The sequence below is a fragment of the Streptomyces sp. NPDC001732 genome (assembly GCF_053596315.1).
In genome coordinates this window covers 141578-154655 of the sequence record NZ_JBSFFY010000013.1, presented here as the reverse complement: position 1 = coordinate 154655, position 13078 = coordinate 141578, and the positions used below count along the sequence as shown (strand labels likewise).

Below are 13078 nucleotides of genomic sequence, written 5' to 3'. Positions count from 1 at the left end.
CGCGGGGGACGGGGCACCTGTTTTCCTGCCCGGTTGCCCGGGTTCCGGATCAGCCGTCCCGCAGCCGGAAGCGCTGCAGTTTCCCGGTGGCGGTACGGGGGAGCGCGGGCAGGAACTCGACGACGCGCGGGCACTTGTGCGGGGCCAGCTCGTCCTTCACATGCGTGCGCAACGCGTCGGCCGGGACGTCCGCGCCCTCGCGCAGCACCACGTACGCCACCACGATCTGGCCGCGCAGCTCGTCCGCCCGGCCCACCACCGCGGCCTCGGCCACCGCGGGATGGCGCAGCAGGGCGTCCTCGACCTCGGGGCCCGCGATGTTGTACCCGGAGGAGATGATCATGTCGTCGGCGCGGGCCACGTACCGGAAGTAGCCGTCCGCCTCGCGCACATAGGTGTCCCCGGTGAAGTTCCAGCCGTGCGCCACGTACTCCCGCTGACGCCCGTCGGCGAGATAGCGGCAGCCGACCGGACCGCGCACCGCCAGGAGCCCCGGCTCGCCGTCCGGCACCGGCCTGCCGTCGCGGTCCAGGACGCGGGCCTGCCAGCCGGGCACGGGAACGCCGGTGGTGCCGGGGCGGATCGCGTCGTCTGAGGCCGAGATGAAGATGTGCAGCAGCTCGGTGGCGCCGATGCCGTTGATGATGCGCAGACCCGTCCGTTCGTACCAGGCGCGCCAGGTGGCCACCGGCAGGTTCTCCCCGGCCGACACACAGCGCCGCAGCGCGCCCAGGTCGTGCTCGTCGAGGTGGTCGAGCATCAGGCGGTAGGCGGTCGGCGCGGTGAACAGCACCGAGACCCGGTGGGCGGCGAGCGCGGGCAGCAGCCGGTCCGGGCCGGACTGTTCGAGCAGCAGGGCGCTGGCGCCGGCCCGCAGCGGGAAGACCACCAGACCGCCGAGCCCGAAGGTGAAACCGAGCGGCGGGCTGCCCGCGAACACGTCGTCGGGCGTGGGCCGCAGCACATGGTGCGAGAAGGTGTCCGCGATCGCCAGTACGTCCCGGTGGAAGTGCATGCAGCCCTTGGGGCGTCCGGTGGTGCCCGAGGTGAACGCGATCAGCGCGACGTCGTCCGCGGCCGTGTCCACCGCGCGGTACGGCCCCGTCACGCCCTCGGCCAGTCGCAGCAGGTCGTCCGCCTCCCCGCCCCCGTACACCGTGATCCGCAGCCCCGGCACCTCGGCCCGCACCAGGTCGTCGACCGCCCCGGCGTCGCACAGCGCATGGCTCACCCGGGCGATCGAGCAGATGGTGGAGAGCTCCGCGGGCCGCTGCCGGTCCAGCACGGTGACGGCGATCGCGCCCGCCTTCAGCACCGCCAGCCAACAGGCGGCCAGCCGGGGCGTGGTGGGGCCGCGCAGCAGGACGCGGTTGCCGGGGACGACGCCCAGGCGGGTGGTGAGGACCTGGGCGATCCGGTCCACCCGCTCCCGCAGCTCCCCGTAGCTCCAGACCGCGCCGTCGGCGGTGCGGAAGGCGGGCCGGTCGGGGCCGAGGCGGGCGATCGTGCGGTCCAGCAGCTCCGTCGCGCAGTTGAGGCGATCCGGATAGCGCAGTTCGGGAAGGTCGAAGAGCAGGTGCGGCCACTGGTCCGGGGGAGGCAGATGCTCCCTGGCGAAGGTGTCGAGGTGCGCTGAGGTCTTCGGGTCCATGACGGATCGCCCCCTTGTCGCCTTTGGAGCGTATCGTCTGTGTGACGGTAGTCAACGGTCCGCGATAGAGCGAGTCGGCGGGGGAACGACCGGCCCGGAGAACGGGCACGGACGGGCGCGGGCGGACATGGGTGGACACGGGAGGGCGAACGGACGGACGGGAACGGGAAGGCAAGCAGACGAGACGCGACAGGAGAGGCGCCCGTATGACGGCATTCTCACTCGATCCGGAACAGACCGCCTGGTGCGAGGAGCTGGAAACCCTCGCCGAACAGCAACTGCGCCCCCTCGCCGAGAAGGGCGAACCGGGCCACGTCAACCGCCCCCTGATCGCCGCACTCGGCGCCGCGGGCCTCCTCGACCGGCTGCTGGACTCCGGCGCCCTCGACCTCTGCCTGCTCCGCGAGTCCCTGGCCCGGGGCTGCACGGAGGCCGAGACCGCCCTGGCCCTCCAGGGGCTCGGCACCCACCCCGTGGTGCGGGCGGGCACCCCCGCCCAACGCGCCCGCTGGCTCCCCGAGGTACGGGCCGGACGCGCCGTGGCCGCCTTCGCGCTCAGCGAGCCGGGGGCCGGATCCGATGCGGCGGCCCTCGCCCTGGCGGCCGGACGCGACGGCGACGGCTGGCGGCTGACCGGCGAGAAGTGCTGGATCTCCAACGCGCCCGAGGCCGACTTCTACACCGTGTTCGCGCGCACGACCCCGGGCGCCGGATCGCGCGGTGTCACCGCGTTCCTGGTTCCCGCCGACCGCCCCGGCCTCACCGGCACCGCACTCGACATGCTCTCGCCGCACCCCATCGGGGCCCTGGCCTTCGACGGCGTCCCGGTCACCCCCGACGACGTGCTCGGCGAACCGGACCGGGGCTTCCGCGTCGCCATGAACACCCTCAACCTGTTCCGCCCCAGCGTCGGCGCGTTCGCCGTCGGCATGGCCCGAGCCGCCCTCGACGCCACCGTGGAACACACCGCGCACCGCACCGCGTTCGGCGGCCCGCTGAAGGACCTCCAGGCCGTCTCCCACCAGGTCGCCGAGATGGCCACCCGCATCGAGGCCGCCCGGCTCCTGGTGTACGCGGCCGCCGCCGCGTACGACGCCGGGCAGCCCGGGGTGCCGCGCCGCGCCGCCATGGCCAAGCTGTACGCCACCGAGACCGCCCAGTACGTCGTCGACACCGCCGTCCAACTGCACGGTGCCCGCGCCCTGCGCCGCGGCCACCTCCTCGAACACCTCTACCGGGAGGTCCGCGCGCCACGGATCTACGAGGGCGCCAGCGAGGTCCAGCGCACGATCATCGCCAAGGAGCTGTACGCGAACCGGGAGGTGTCCGCATGAGTCCGGTCCACCGGATCAACCCCACCGAGCTGTCCCCGCCCACGGGTTTCTCGCACGCCGTCACGGCCATCGGCGGCCAACTGGTCTTCCTGGCCGGGCAGACGGCACTCGACCAGGACGGCAAGGTGGTCGGCGACGGCCTGGCCGAGCAGTTCGCGACGGCGCTCACCAATCTGCTCACCGCCCTGCGCGCGGCGGGCGGCGCCCCGGCGGACCTGGCCAGGGTCACGGTGTACGCCACCGATGTGGCCGACTACCGGGAGAGAGCCGGTGAACTGGGCAGGATCTGGCGGCGGTTGGCGGGCCGCGACTATCCGGCGATGGCGGTCGTCGGGGTGGCCAGGCTCTGGGACGAGCAGGCCCTCGTCGAGCTCGACGGGATCGCGGTACTGCCGTGAACCCGTGAACCCCCGTCGGATCCGTCGCCCCGGACGTTCGCGCGGGACGGCGGCGCTCCGTGCGAACGGGCGGGACGGCGGCACCGCGCCGTGAACGCACCGTGCGGGACCCGGCGCTCCGGGTCCCGCACGGTCTCATCGGCGCGCGGCGCCCGGTACCCCGGATGCCGCGCGGCCGGTCGTCCGGGCCCGGGGCCCGGAACCGGACGACCGTCGGTCGGTACGGCCGTGGGTCAGTACGGCTTCACCAGCACGTGCGCCGCGCCCGGGATGCCGACCTTCAGCAGCTCGTCCTCCTCGGGCGTGGTCGCGCTGCCCGTCTCCTGCTTGAGCACCGCGCGCGAGATGGCCTGCACCCACATGGCGCGGGGGCGGCGGCGGGCCTCCCACGCGGCGAGGGCCGCGGGCACCCCGTCCTCGGAGTCCAGCGACTGGGCGAGCACCAGGGCGTCCTCGACGGCCATCGCCGCACCCTGCGCGATGTGCGGGGTGGAGGCGTGCGCGGCGTCACCGGCCAGGACGACCCGCCCGACGTGCCACGGCTCCTCGACCGTCACCTGGGAGATCCGCGAGTACACCACGGCGGCCGGGTCGGTGACGTGACCGAGCGCCTCGGCGACCGGCCCCGAGAACATCGCCAGCCGCTCCGCGAGCTGCTCGTGGGCCCGCAGCGGGTCCGGCCGGAAGTCCTCGGCCTCGGCGAACACCGCGCCCAGGTACATCAGTTCCTCGGTGATCGGGGTGAGCAGCGCCTTGGCCTCCGGCCCCGCGGTGCTCATCACGACGCCCCGGACCCGGTCCTGCCGGGGCACCGTCACCCGCCAGTTGGCGAAGCCGGTGTACCGGGGAGCGTAACGGTCCCCGTACAGCCGGGTGCGCAACGGCGAACCGATGCCGTCGAAGCCGACCACCAGGTCCCAGCGGCCCGAGGAGCCGTCGGAGAGGGTGACGTCCACCCCGGCACCGTCGTCGGTCAGCTCGGTGACGGTGGTGCCGAAGCGGATCGTGGCGCCCGCGGCGACGGCGGCGGAGTTCAGCACCCGGGCCAGGGCGGGCCGCGGGATGCCGTTGTTGGAGGGGGCGTCGCCCATCCGGGGCTGGGGTATCTCGGCGAGCGTGTTGCCGGCCGGGTCGGCGATGGTCAGGACCTCCCACTCGAAGCCGGCCGCGAGGCAGTCGTCGAGCACCCCGATCTCCCGCATGACGTGGAGGGCGTTGGACGGCTGGATGATGCCGACGCCGAGGGCCTCCAGCTCGTCGCGGAGTTCGGCGACCTCGACGGTGTGGCCGCGACGGGCCAGGGCGGTGGCGAGGGTGAGCCCGCCGATGCCGCCGCCGTGGACGAGGACGCGCAGGGGTGTTGCCATCTCAGATCTCTCCAGAACGAGAAGAAGTACGGGAAGTACGGGAAGTACGAGGGGCGGGCGATCAGCCGGCCGCGACGGGCAGGCCCATCAGGTGGTCGACCAGGGCCAGCAGCACGTCCCGGCCGAAGGCCCGCTCCCGGACGTCGCCGACCAGCAGCGGAACGTGCGGATCGAGGTCGAGGGCGGTCCTGATCTCGTCGGGGGTACGGGTGTTGTGGCCGTGGAAGCAGTTGATCGCCACGACGAACGGGATGTCCCGGCTCTCGTAGAAGTCGATCGAGGCGAAACTCGTCTCCAGCCTGCGGGTGTCGGCGATCACCACGCCGCCGAGCGCCCCGTTGACCAGGTCGTTCCACATGAACCAGAAGCGCTCCTGGCCGGGGGTGCCGAAGAGGTAGACCACCAGCTCGGGACTGACCGTGATCCGGCCGAAGTCCAGGGCCACGGTGGTGGTGTCCTTCTGGCCGACCCCGGCGAGGTCGTCGACGCCGACGCTGGCCTGGGTCAGGTACTCCTCGGTGCGCAGCGGGGTCACCTCGCTGACCGCGCCCACCAGGGTGGTCTTGCCGACGCCGAAGCCTCCGGCGATGAGTATCTTGACGGCGGCGGGGGCCGCCTGACTGCTTGTCATGTGGTTCAGAGTCTCCGGAGTCCGTCACGAACGGCGGCGAGCAGGCCCATGTCGGCCCCGCCGGCCGCCCGCGCCACCGAGAGCGGGGCGCGGGCCAGCAGCAGGCCCTGGGCGACGAGGTCGGCCAGCAGGATCTTGGTCACCGACACCGGGAGGCCGAGGTCGGACGAGACCTCGGCGACCGCGGACGGGCGGCGGCAGCGCTCCAGGATCATCCGGTGCTCCGGCTGGAGCCGTCCCGGCAGGATCGGCATGCCGCGCTCGTCCCGGGGGTCCTGGGCGGTCGTGAGTACGGTGATGAGGCTGAAGTCGTCCCGCTCGGGAGCGGTCCGGCCCCGGGTGATGGTGTACGGACGCACCATCGTGCCCGCACCGTCCTCCTCGGCCTCCTCCTCCCAGTACGGGGTCACGCGCGCTGCCCGCCCCCGGTGCCGAAGGCGTCGAACTCGCTGCGGACCGGCGTGCTGAGCTTCTGGCCGACCTGCTGCACGAGGTTGTGCATGGCGAGCGACATGATCTCGGCGTCCACCTCCTGGGAGGCGATCACGGCCAGGTGGGTGCCCTGGCCGGCCGAGATGATGAAGAGCCAGAGCTCGTTCAGCTCGACGATCACCTGGTGCACGGCGCCGCCGTCGAAGAGCTGGCCGACACCGCGGGCCAGGCTCTGCTGACCGGTGCAGATGGCGGCCAGCCGCTCGGCGTCGGGGCGCTCGATGGTGCGCGAGTGGCTCACCACCAGACCGTCGTCGGAGAGCAGGACGGCGTTCAGGGTCTCGGCCACCGAGTCCACCAGGCCGTCGAGCAGCCAGTCGAGATCCTGGTGAGTGGCGGTTGTACGTGTCATGGCCGTTCTTCTCTCGTAGGGAGGGGGGTGGCGGGCGGTGCGGGCTGCGCGGACGCCTCATCGGTGGCGCGGGCGGCGCGGGACCGGCGCTGGAACGCCCCGATCGCCGCTCCCGCCCGGCGCGGTGCCGCCGGTCGCGACGGCGGGTTCTCCTGCCGTCCCGGCCGGTTCGGCGCGGCGGGCGCGATCCGCAGTTCGTCGGCCAGGCTGGCCTGGCGCACCCGGCGCGGCAACGGGGGCTCCGCTCCGGGCGCGGGGAGGGCGGGACGGTCGGACCCGCTCTCCCGGTGGACGGCCTCCGGCATCGGCGGGGCCGGGTGGTCGGGCACGGAGACCGGCAACTGGGCGGGCCGGGCGGCCTGCGTACCGGGAACCGCGAGGGGCGCGCCGTCCCCGGCACCGGTGGGGTACGGCGCGGCGGCGTACGGCTGCTGCGGGTTCACGTACGGTTCCTCGGGCGCCGTGTACGGCGGCTGATCCACGGGGTACTGCCCCGCCGCCGTCATGTACGGCCGCTCGGCCTGTCCGTACGGGTCCTCGTGCGGGGGGTACGGCGCGGCCGGTGCGGTGCGGGGACTTTCCGGCGTCCCGTAGGGCGCGCCCTGTGCCGGGCCGGCGGTCTCCGGCGCGGTGCGGGGCGGTTCCTGGCCCGCGTCCGGGTTCCCCGGCGCCGCGTACGGCTGTTCCTGACCGGGGAACGCGTTTGCGGCCGGCTGGTGGGGGTGCTGTTCCCGTTCCGCCGGGTGTGGCTGCTCCGTGGCGGGGTAGGGCGCGCCCGCGGCGTTCAGCGCGGTGACTCCGGCCAGGGCCTGGCCCTGTACGCGGGTGGGCAGCGCGCCGTCGGGAGCGGGAGCCGGGGGAGCGGCGGCCGCGGGGGACGGCACGCCGACCGGGCCGGTCCGCGGTTCCGGGACGGTGAGCTCGTCGGGGACGAGCACGACCACGCGGGTGCCGCCGTACGCCGAGGAGCGGAACTCCACCCGCAGGTCGTGCTGGTCCGCGAGCCGCGCGATCACGTACAGGCCGAGACGGATGTCGTCGGCGTGGGCGAGCACGTCCATGCGGGGCGGCCGGGCCATCAGCTCGTTGGCCGCCGCCAGCTGTTCCTCGTCCATCCCGAGGCCGCGGTCCTCGACCTCGATGGCCAGGCCCCGGATCACCTTGGCGGCCCTGACCTCGACCGGGCTCGGCGGCCGGGAGAAGCTGAGCGCGTTCTCGATCAGCTCGGCCAGCACGTGGGAGACCGGTCCGACGGCGCGCTCCGACAGCCAGGGGCTGCCGTCGATGTCCAGCACCACGCGCCGGTAGTCCTGCACCTCGCCCTGCGCGGAACGCATCACGTCCAGCAACGGGACCGGCTTGCGCCAGCGCCGGTGCGGCGAACCGCCCGCGAGGATCACCAGGTTCTCCTCGTACCGCCGCAGTCGGGCGGTGAGGTGGTCGAGGTCGAAGAGGCCCTCCAGCACCTCGGGGTCCTCGTGCTTGCGCTCCAGCTCGTCCAGCTTCTTCAGCTGCTGGCCGATCAACTGCTGGGTACGGCGGGCGATGCGCTGGAGCAGGCGCTCGAAGCCGCGGTGCTGGTCGGCCTGTTTGACGGCCGCCGCCAGCGCACTGGTGCGGGCCAGGTTGAGGGCGTCGCCGAGCCGGGTCAGCTCGTCGCCGGTGTTGTCGCCGTCGCGCTCGATGGCGCGGGCCTCGGCCTCGACGTCGATCCGCTCGCCCTGCGCGAGCCGCTCGACGACCTCGGGCAGGGCCTTCTCCAGCTCCTCGGCCCGCTCCTGCAGACGGCCGATCCGGCGACGGAGGTTACGGGTGAGGCGCCAGGTGGTCCAGATGACCGTGATCACGGCCACCAGACCGATGACGGTGGTCAGCACCATCTTGAGCAGCAGCGACATGATACTGCCCTTGCCCTCCTCGACCACGAGGGCGGTGCGGTGCTCCAGCAGCTTCTCGATCTGCGGGTCGAGTTCGTCCATCGCCCCGCGCCAGGTCTCCTCGCGGGCGTCCAGGGCGACGAATCCGTCCGCGTCGGCCTTGGCCGGGCGCAGCACCTCGTTCTCCACCCGGGTCTTGGTCTTCCAGGCGTCGCTGCGGACGATCTCCTCCCACATGGCCTTCTCGTCCGCGGGGAGCTGGGGGACGACCTTGGTGGAGTACTGGAGTTCCTGGCCGGAAACGGCCTCCCGGACCAGCCGCAGGTTCTCGGTGCTCAGCTTCTTGTCGGCCCAGCCGCGCGCCAGCAGCGCGTCCGAACGGGAGATCATCTCCTTGGTCCAGAACAGGTCGACCAGCGGCTGCGAGAGCGTGGTGATCCGGCCGTTGTCGACATGGCTCAGGGCCGCGAAGAGTTCGAGGTCGACCGCGATCAGGTCCGTGTAGTAGCCGTACACGGCCTTCTGCTGCTCACTGCCGCCCTCGTCGACGAGGGTGCGCTGGGTGGGCAGCTGGTCGATCGCCTTGCGGGCCTCGGTGACCGCGTCGCGGACCTCGGCCGGGGCGTCGTCGGTGGCCACGTCGGAGAGCGACCGGAAGCTCTCGACCGCCTTGTCGGTCAGCTTGCGCTGCTGCTGGAGCGCCTCGGTGGCGCCCTTGTGCCGGGCGAGCGCCTCGGCGCTGAGCCGCCGCTCCTCCTGCAGGTTGTAGTACACGATGTTGGACGGCTGGCCCGCCTTCTCGGCCAGCAGCCCCTGGGCTGCCTGGCGTTGGAAGTCCAGCAGGGTCTGACCACTGGTGACGGCCCAGAGGGCGGCCAGTGCGACGCCGGGGACGATGGCCAGTACGAGCAGGGCTGTCCGCAACGACATGGTGGTCGATCCGGTCCGCCGTGAGGCGCGCGTGCGCAGGGCGTGCTCCTTGACGATGGGGCCAGCCTCATGACTGGTCAAATCCGTTGAGAACCTCGACAGATAGATATTAGTCACGTTGAAAAAACGAACAAAAAGCGGGATCACATGTGCATCGCCGATCATGCACGGCTTCGTCACCGCACTCTGAAGTAGCCCGGTTCATATGGGTTCGTATAGCAGTCGGGGGTATTTCCGGGGCCTCTCCGGCGTTCGGTGACGGTGAAGAAGTGGCTGATTCAGGGGTTGCGCTCGGGCGCGACGGCCGACTGCGCCGCACCGGGTGCGGCGCGCCGTACGGGTGAAGAGCGGTCAGGGATATATCTGTATTCGGTGCTCTTTGCCCGTAATCAATCGTTCAGTCCCCGGACGTCGGACCGGGGCGGTCCCGGGGCGCCCACCGACACCGCATGACCGCGCTCATCGTCTGCCACTTCGTCCTGGCCGCCTGCGCGCGACCGCTGGTGCGGGCGCTGGGCAGCCGCGCCTTCGTCCTCCTCGCACTGCCACCGGCCGCCACCACCGTGTGGGCGGCCACGCAGTGGAACACCACCGCGTCCGGCGGCTCCGTCACCCGGTCGTGGCAGTGGATGCCCGCCTACGACGTCACCGTCGAGCTGCGGCTCGACGCGCTCGCCGAGCTGATGGTGCTGCTCGCGGCCGGAATCGGCACGCTCGTCCTGCTCTACTGCGCCTCGTACTTCACCGGCAGGACCCCGCAACTGGCCGGATTCGCCGGGAACCTGCTCGCGTTCGCGGGCGCCATGCTCGCCCTCGTCCTCGCCGACGACCTGATCTCGCTCTATGTGTTCTGGGAGCTGACCACGGTCTTCTCGTACCTGCTCATCGGGTACGACAGCGAGCAGAAGCACAGCCGCCGCTCCGCCCTCCAGGCGCTCATCGTCACCACGCTCGGCGGCCTCGCGATGTTCGTCGGCTTCCTCCTCCTCGGCCGGACGGCGGGCACGTACCGCATCTCCACCATCCTCGCCGACCCGCCCCCCACGGGCCCCGCCGTCTCGGTCGCGGTGGTGCTGATCCTGTGCGGAGCCCTGTCGAAGTCGGCGATCTGGCCGTTCAGCCTCTGGCTGCCCAACGCCATGGCCGCGCCGACGCCCGTCAGCGCCTATCTGCACGCCGCCGCGATGGTGAAGGCCGGGGTGTACCTGGTCGCCCGGCTCGCGCCCGGCTTCGCCGACGTGCCGCTCTGGCGGCCCGTCGTGATCGTCCTCGGCGCCGGGACCATGCTGCTCGGCGGCTGGCGGGCGCTGCGCCTGAACGACCTCAAACTGGTCCTCGCCTACGGCACCGTCAGCCAGCTCGGCTTCCTCACCCTGCTCGCCGGGGCCGGTACCCGGGACACGGCACTGGCCGCGGCCGCCATGATCCTGGGTCACGCCTGCTTCAAGGCGCCGCTGTTCCTCGTCACCGGCATCGTCGACCACACGGCCGGCACCCGCGACCTGCGCAGACTCTCCGGCGTCGGCCGGGCCCTGCCGCACGTCTGCGCGGTCGCGGTACTCGCCGCCGCGTCCATGGCCGCCCTGCCGCCGCTGCTCGGATTCGCCGCCAAGGAGGCCGCGTTCGAGGCACTGCTGCACGGCTCCGCCGCCGACCACTGGGCGCTGGGCCTCACCGTCGCGGGCTCGGCCCTGACCGTCGCGTACACCATGCGGTTCGTCTGGGGCGCCTTCGCCCGCAAGCCCGGCGTCGCGGACACCCCGGTGCACCGGGTGGGCCCGGCCTTCCTCGCGCCGCCCGCGCTGCTCGCGCTCTGCGGGCTGGTGCTGGGACCGGGCGTCGAATGGACCGACCGGCTGCTGAGCGCGTACGCGGACGCGTTCCCGCCGTCCGCGCACCCGTACCACCTCGCGCTCTGGCACGGTTTCGGGACCGCCCTGCTGCTCTCGGCCGTCGCCACGGCGGGCGGCGCGGTGCTCTTCCTGGGCCGCACCACCGTGACCCGGATCTCCCGCCGGATCGCCTGGCCGACCGCCGACAGCGTCTTCGGACATCTGCTGCTCGGCCTGGAACGGTTCTCGCTCCAGCTCACCGGCTTCGTCCAGCGCGGCTCGCTCTCCGTCTACCTCGCCACCACCCTGCTCGTGGTGCTGGCCGGTCAGCTCGCCGTCCTCGGCGTGGACCGGCCGTGGCGCGAAGCCCCGGCCCCGCGGCTCTGGGACGTCCCCCTGCAGGGCGCCGTCGCCGTACTGACCTGCGCGGCCGCGCTCCTGTGCCTCACCGTCAGCCGCCGCATGAAGGCGGTGGTGCTGGCCGGCCTGACCGGGTACGGCGCGGCGCTGCTCTTCGTCGTCCAGGGCGGCCCCGACCTGGCACTCACCCAGTTCTGCGTCGAGACCGTGTCGATGATCGTCTTCGTGCTGGTGCTGCGGCGGATGCCGGTGCACTTCCAGGAGTCGGTCAGCACCTGGCGGCGTGCGGTGCGCATCCCGGTGGCCCTGGCCGCGGCGGCGACGCTCGGCGTGGTGGTGTGGGTCGCGGCGGCCGCCCGTACGGCGGCCCCGGCGGGCGCGGCCATGGTCGAGGAGGTCGCCCACCACGGCCTCAAGGACGTCGTGGCCACCATCCTGGTCGACCTGCGCTCCTGGGACACGATGGGGGAGTCCGCCGTCCTCGCCGCGGCGGCGATCGGGGTGACGAGCCTGATCTATCTGCACCGCCGTACCGAGGAACTGCCGCGTGAGGAGATCCGGGGACGCACCGCCTGGTCGGTGACGTCACCCGGACTGACGGGGCTTCCGCACGGCGACGAGGGAGCCCCGGAACGCGGCTGGCTCGCGGCCGGCTCGACGCTGGCGCCCGAGCACCGCTCCGTCGTCTTCGAGGTCGTGGCCCGGCTGCTGTTCCACCCGGTCCTGGTGCTCTCGGTGTACCTGCTGTTCTGCGCCGAGAACATGCCGGGCGGAGGCTTCGTCGCCGGGCTCGTCGCCGGACTCGCGCTGATCACCCGTTACCTGGCGGGCGGACGCTTCGAACTCGCCGAGGCCGCACCGCTCCAGCCCGGACTCTTCACCGGCCTCGGGCTGTTCGTCTCCACCGGCGTCGCCCTGCTCGGCCTCGTCGACGGAACGGTCCTGCACGCCTGGACCCACCACGGTCGGCTGCCCCTGATCGGCGAGTACCACATCGGCACGCCGGTCCTCTTCGACTTCGGGGTCTACCTGCTGGTCCTGGGCGTGGTGCTGGACATCGTGCGGGCGCTCGGCGCCAAGATCGACCGGCAGATCGAGCGGGCGGTGATCGAGAAGGCGGCTGCGAGGACCGCGGCGGCGAACACCGGCGCACCGCCAAGAACGCCCCCCGGAACGCCTCCGGGCACCTCCCCCGGCACGGCCCCGGGAACGGGAGGCGTCACCGAATGACGGTCAGCGTCTCGCTCCTGGCCACCGCCGTGGTGCTGTGCGCGGTCGGCGGCATCCTCATGCTCACCAGACCGCTCACCCGCATCCTGCTCGGCGCGGTGATCGCGGGCAACGGCATCAACCTGCTCGTCCTCGCCGCCACCGGCTCGGCCGGTGCGGAACCGCTCCTCTACGGCGTCCCGCTCGGGCGGGTCACCGACCCGCTGCCGCAGGCCATCGCGCTCACCGCGATCGTCATCACCCTCGCCACCACGGCGTTCCTCCTCGCCATGGCGTACCGCAGCCACCAGCTGACCGGTACGGACGAGGTCCACGACGACCTGGAGGACCGGCGCATCGCACTGCGCGCCGAGGTACTGGGGGAGCGCGACGAATTGCGCGAGCGGTACCGGGCCGCCGACGACGTCACGGCCGAGCAGCGCGCCCGGTACCGCGAGGAACGCCGCCGGCTCCGGGCCCGGCTGCGCGCCGACCGGGCCCTGCAGGCGCGCGGCCGGTACGCCACCGGCGACCTCTGGCACGACGTACTGGGCGCGGACCCCGAGGACTACGCGCAACCGCGGCCCCACGCGGAGGACACCGGCCCGCGAACCCCCCGTGCCGAAGGCGGCCCACCGCGAACCC

The 13078-nt window shown here is 72.8% G+C and carries 9 protein-coding genes and 1 pseudogene; 4 read left to right on the top strand and 6 right to left on the bottom strand.

The window, feature by feature from the left end; translation table 11 throughout:
- Positions 1–49: 49 nt before the first annotated feature.
- Positions 50–1651, bottom strand: a complete 1602-nt coding sequence (locus tag ACWCXX_RS16325; protein ID WP_451127627.1) for an AMP-binding protein — start codon at positions 1649–1651, stop codon at positions 50–52.
- Between the two features lie 206 nt (positions 1652–1857).
- Here ACWCXX_RS16325 and ACWCXX_RS16320 point away from each other — a divergent pair, with 206 nt between their 5' ends.
- Both ACWCXX_RS16320 and ACWCXX_RS16315 read left to right on the top strand, forming a co-directional pair.
- Complete coding sequence (locus ACWCXX_RS16320; protein ID WP_451127625.1) at positions 1858–2985, top strand: acyl-CoA dehydrogenase family protein; 1128 nt, start codon at positions 1858–1860, stop codon at positions 2983–2985.
- A complete protein-coding gene (locus ACWCXX_RS16315; RefSeq protein ID WP_451127623.1) occupies positions 2982–3383 on the top strand; it encodes a RidA family protein in 402 nt (133 codons plus the stop codon). The genes ACWCXX_RS16320 and ACWCXX_RS16315 overlap by 4 nt, the downstream gene beginning before the upstream one ends.
- A 233-nt stretch (positions 3384–3616) precedes the next feature.
- Here the strand turns inward: ACWCXX_RS16315 and ACWCXX_RS16310 are convergent, their stop codons facing one another.
- The 5 genes from ACWCXX_RS16310 to ACWCXX_RS16290 all read right to left on the bottom strand — a co-directional run bounded on the left by ACWCXX_RS16310 (position 3617) and on the right by ACWCXX_RS16290 (position 9113).
- A complete protein-coding gene (locus ACWCXX_RS16310; RefSeq protein WP_451127621.1) occupies positions 3617–4750 on the bottom strand; it encodes an FAD-dependent monooxygenase in 1134 nt (377 codons plus the stop codon).
- Positions 4751–4811: 61 nt separating this feature from the next.
- Complete coding sequence (locus tag ACWCXX_RS16305; protein WP_451127619.1) at positions 4812–5381, bottom strand: GTP-binding protein; 570 nt, start codon at positions 5379–5381, stop codon at positions 4812–4814.
- 5 nt (positions 5382–5386) lie between these two features.
- Positions 5387–5791, bottom strand: a complete 405-nt coding sequence (locus tag ACWCXX_RS16300; RefSeq protein ID WP_451127617.1) for a DUF742 domain-containing protein — start codon at positions 5789–5791, stop codon at positions 5387–5389.
- Entirely contained in the window at positions 5788–6225 is a 438-nt protein-coding gene (locus ACWCXX_RS16295; RefSeq protein WP_451127615.1) for a roadblock/LC7 domain-containing protein, read from the bottom strand. Before ACWCXX_RS16295 ends, ACWCXX_RS16300 begins: the two co-directional genes overlap by 4 nt.
- Positions 6222–9113 (bottom strand): nitrate- and nitrite sensing domain-containing protein, encoded by a 2892-nt coding sequence (locus ACWCXX_RS16290; protein WP_451127613.1) that lies wholly within the window; start codon positions 9111–9113, stop codon positions 6222–6224. Before ACWCXX_RS16290 ends, ACWCXX_RS16295 begins: the two co-directional genes overlap by 4 nt.
- Positions 9114–9481: 368 nt before the next feature.
- Between ACWCXX_RS16290 and ACWCXX_RS16285 the strand changes: the two genes are divergently transcribed.
- Positions 9482–12454, top strand: coding sequence for a Na+/H+ antiporter subunit A (locus tag ACWCXX_RS16285; protein ID WP_451127611.1), 2973 nt, complete (start codon positions 9482–9484; stop codon positions 12452–12454).
- Positions 12451–13062, top strand: a pseudogene (locus ACWCXX_RS16280) (Na(+)/H(+) antiporter subunit C); the annotation flags it as partial. The gene ACWCXX_RS16285 and the pseudogene ACWCXX_RS16280, both read left to right, overlap by 4 nt.
- Positions 13063–13078: the final 16 nt, after the last annotated feature.

Excerpts from the sequence above, each read along its gene's own strand:
- ACWCXX_RS16325 (WP_451127627.1), bottom strand. The coding sequence starts at position 1,651 with ATGGACCCGAAGACCTCAGCGCACCTCGACACCTTCGCCAGGGAGCAT.
- ACWCXX_RS16320 (WP_451127625.1), top strand. The coding sequence starts at position 1,858 with ATGACGGCATTCTCACTCGATCCGGAACAGACCGCCTGGTGCGAGGAG.
- ACWCXX_RS16315 (WP_451127623.1), top strand. The coding sequence starts at position 2,982 with ATGAGTCCGGTCCACCGGATCAACCCCACCGAGCTGTCCCCGCCCACG.
- ACWCXX_RS16310 (WP_451127621.1), bottom strand. The coding sequence starts at position 4,750 with ATGGCAACACCCCTGCGCGTCCTCGTCCACGGCGGCGGCATCGGCGGG.
- ACWCXX_RS16305 (WP_451127619.1), bottom strand. The coding sequence starts at position 5,381 with ATGACAAGCAGTCAGGCGGCCCCCGCCGCCGTCAAGATACTCATCGCC.
- ACWCXX_RS16295 (WP_451127615.1), bottom strand. The coding sequence starts at position 6,225 with ATGACACGTACAACCGCCACTCACCAGGATCTCGACTGGCTGCTCGAC.
- ACWCXX_RS16285 (WP_451127611.1), top strand. The coding sequence starts at position 9,482 with ATGACCGCGCTCATCGTCTGCCACTTCGTCCTGGCCGCCTGCGCGCGA.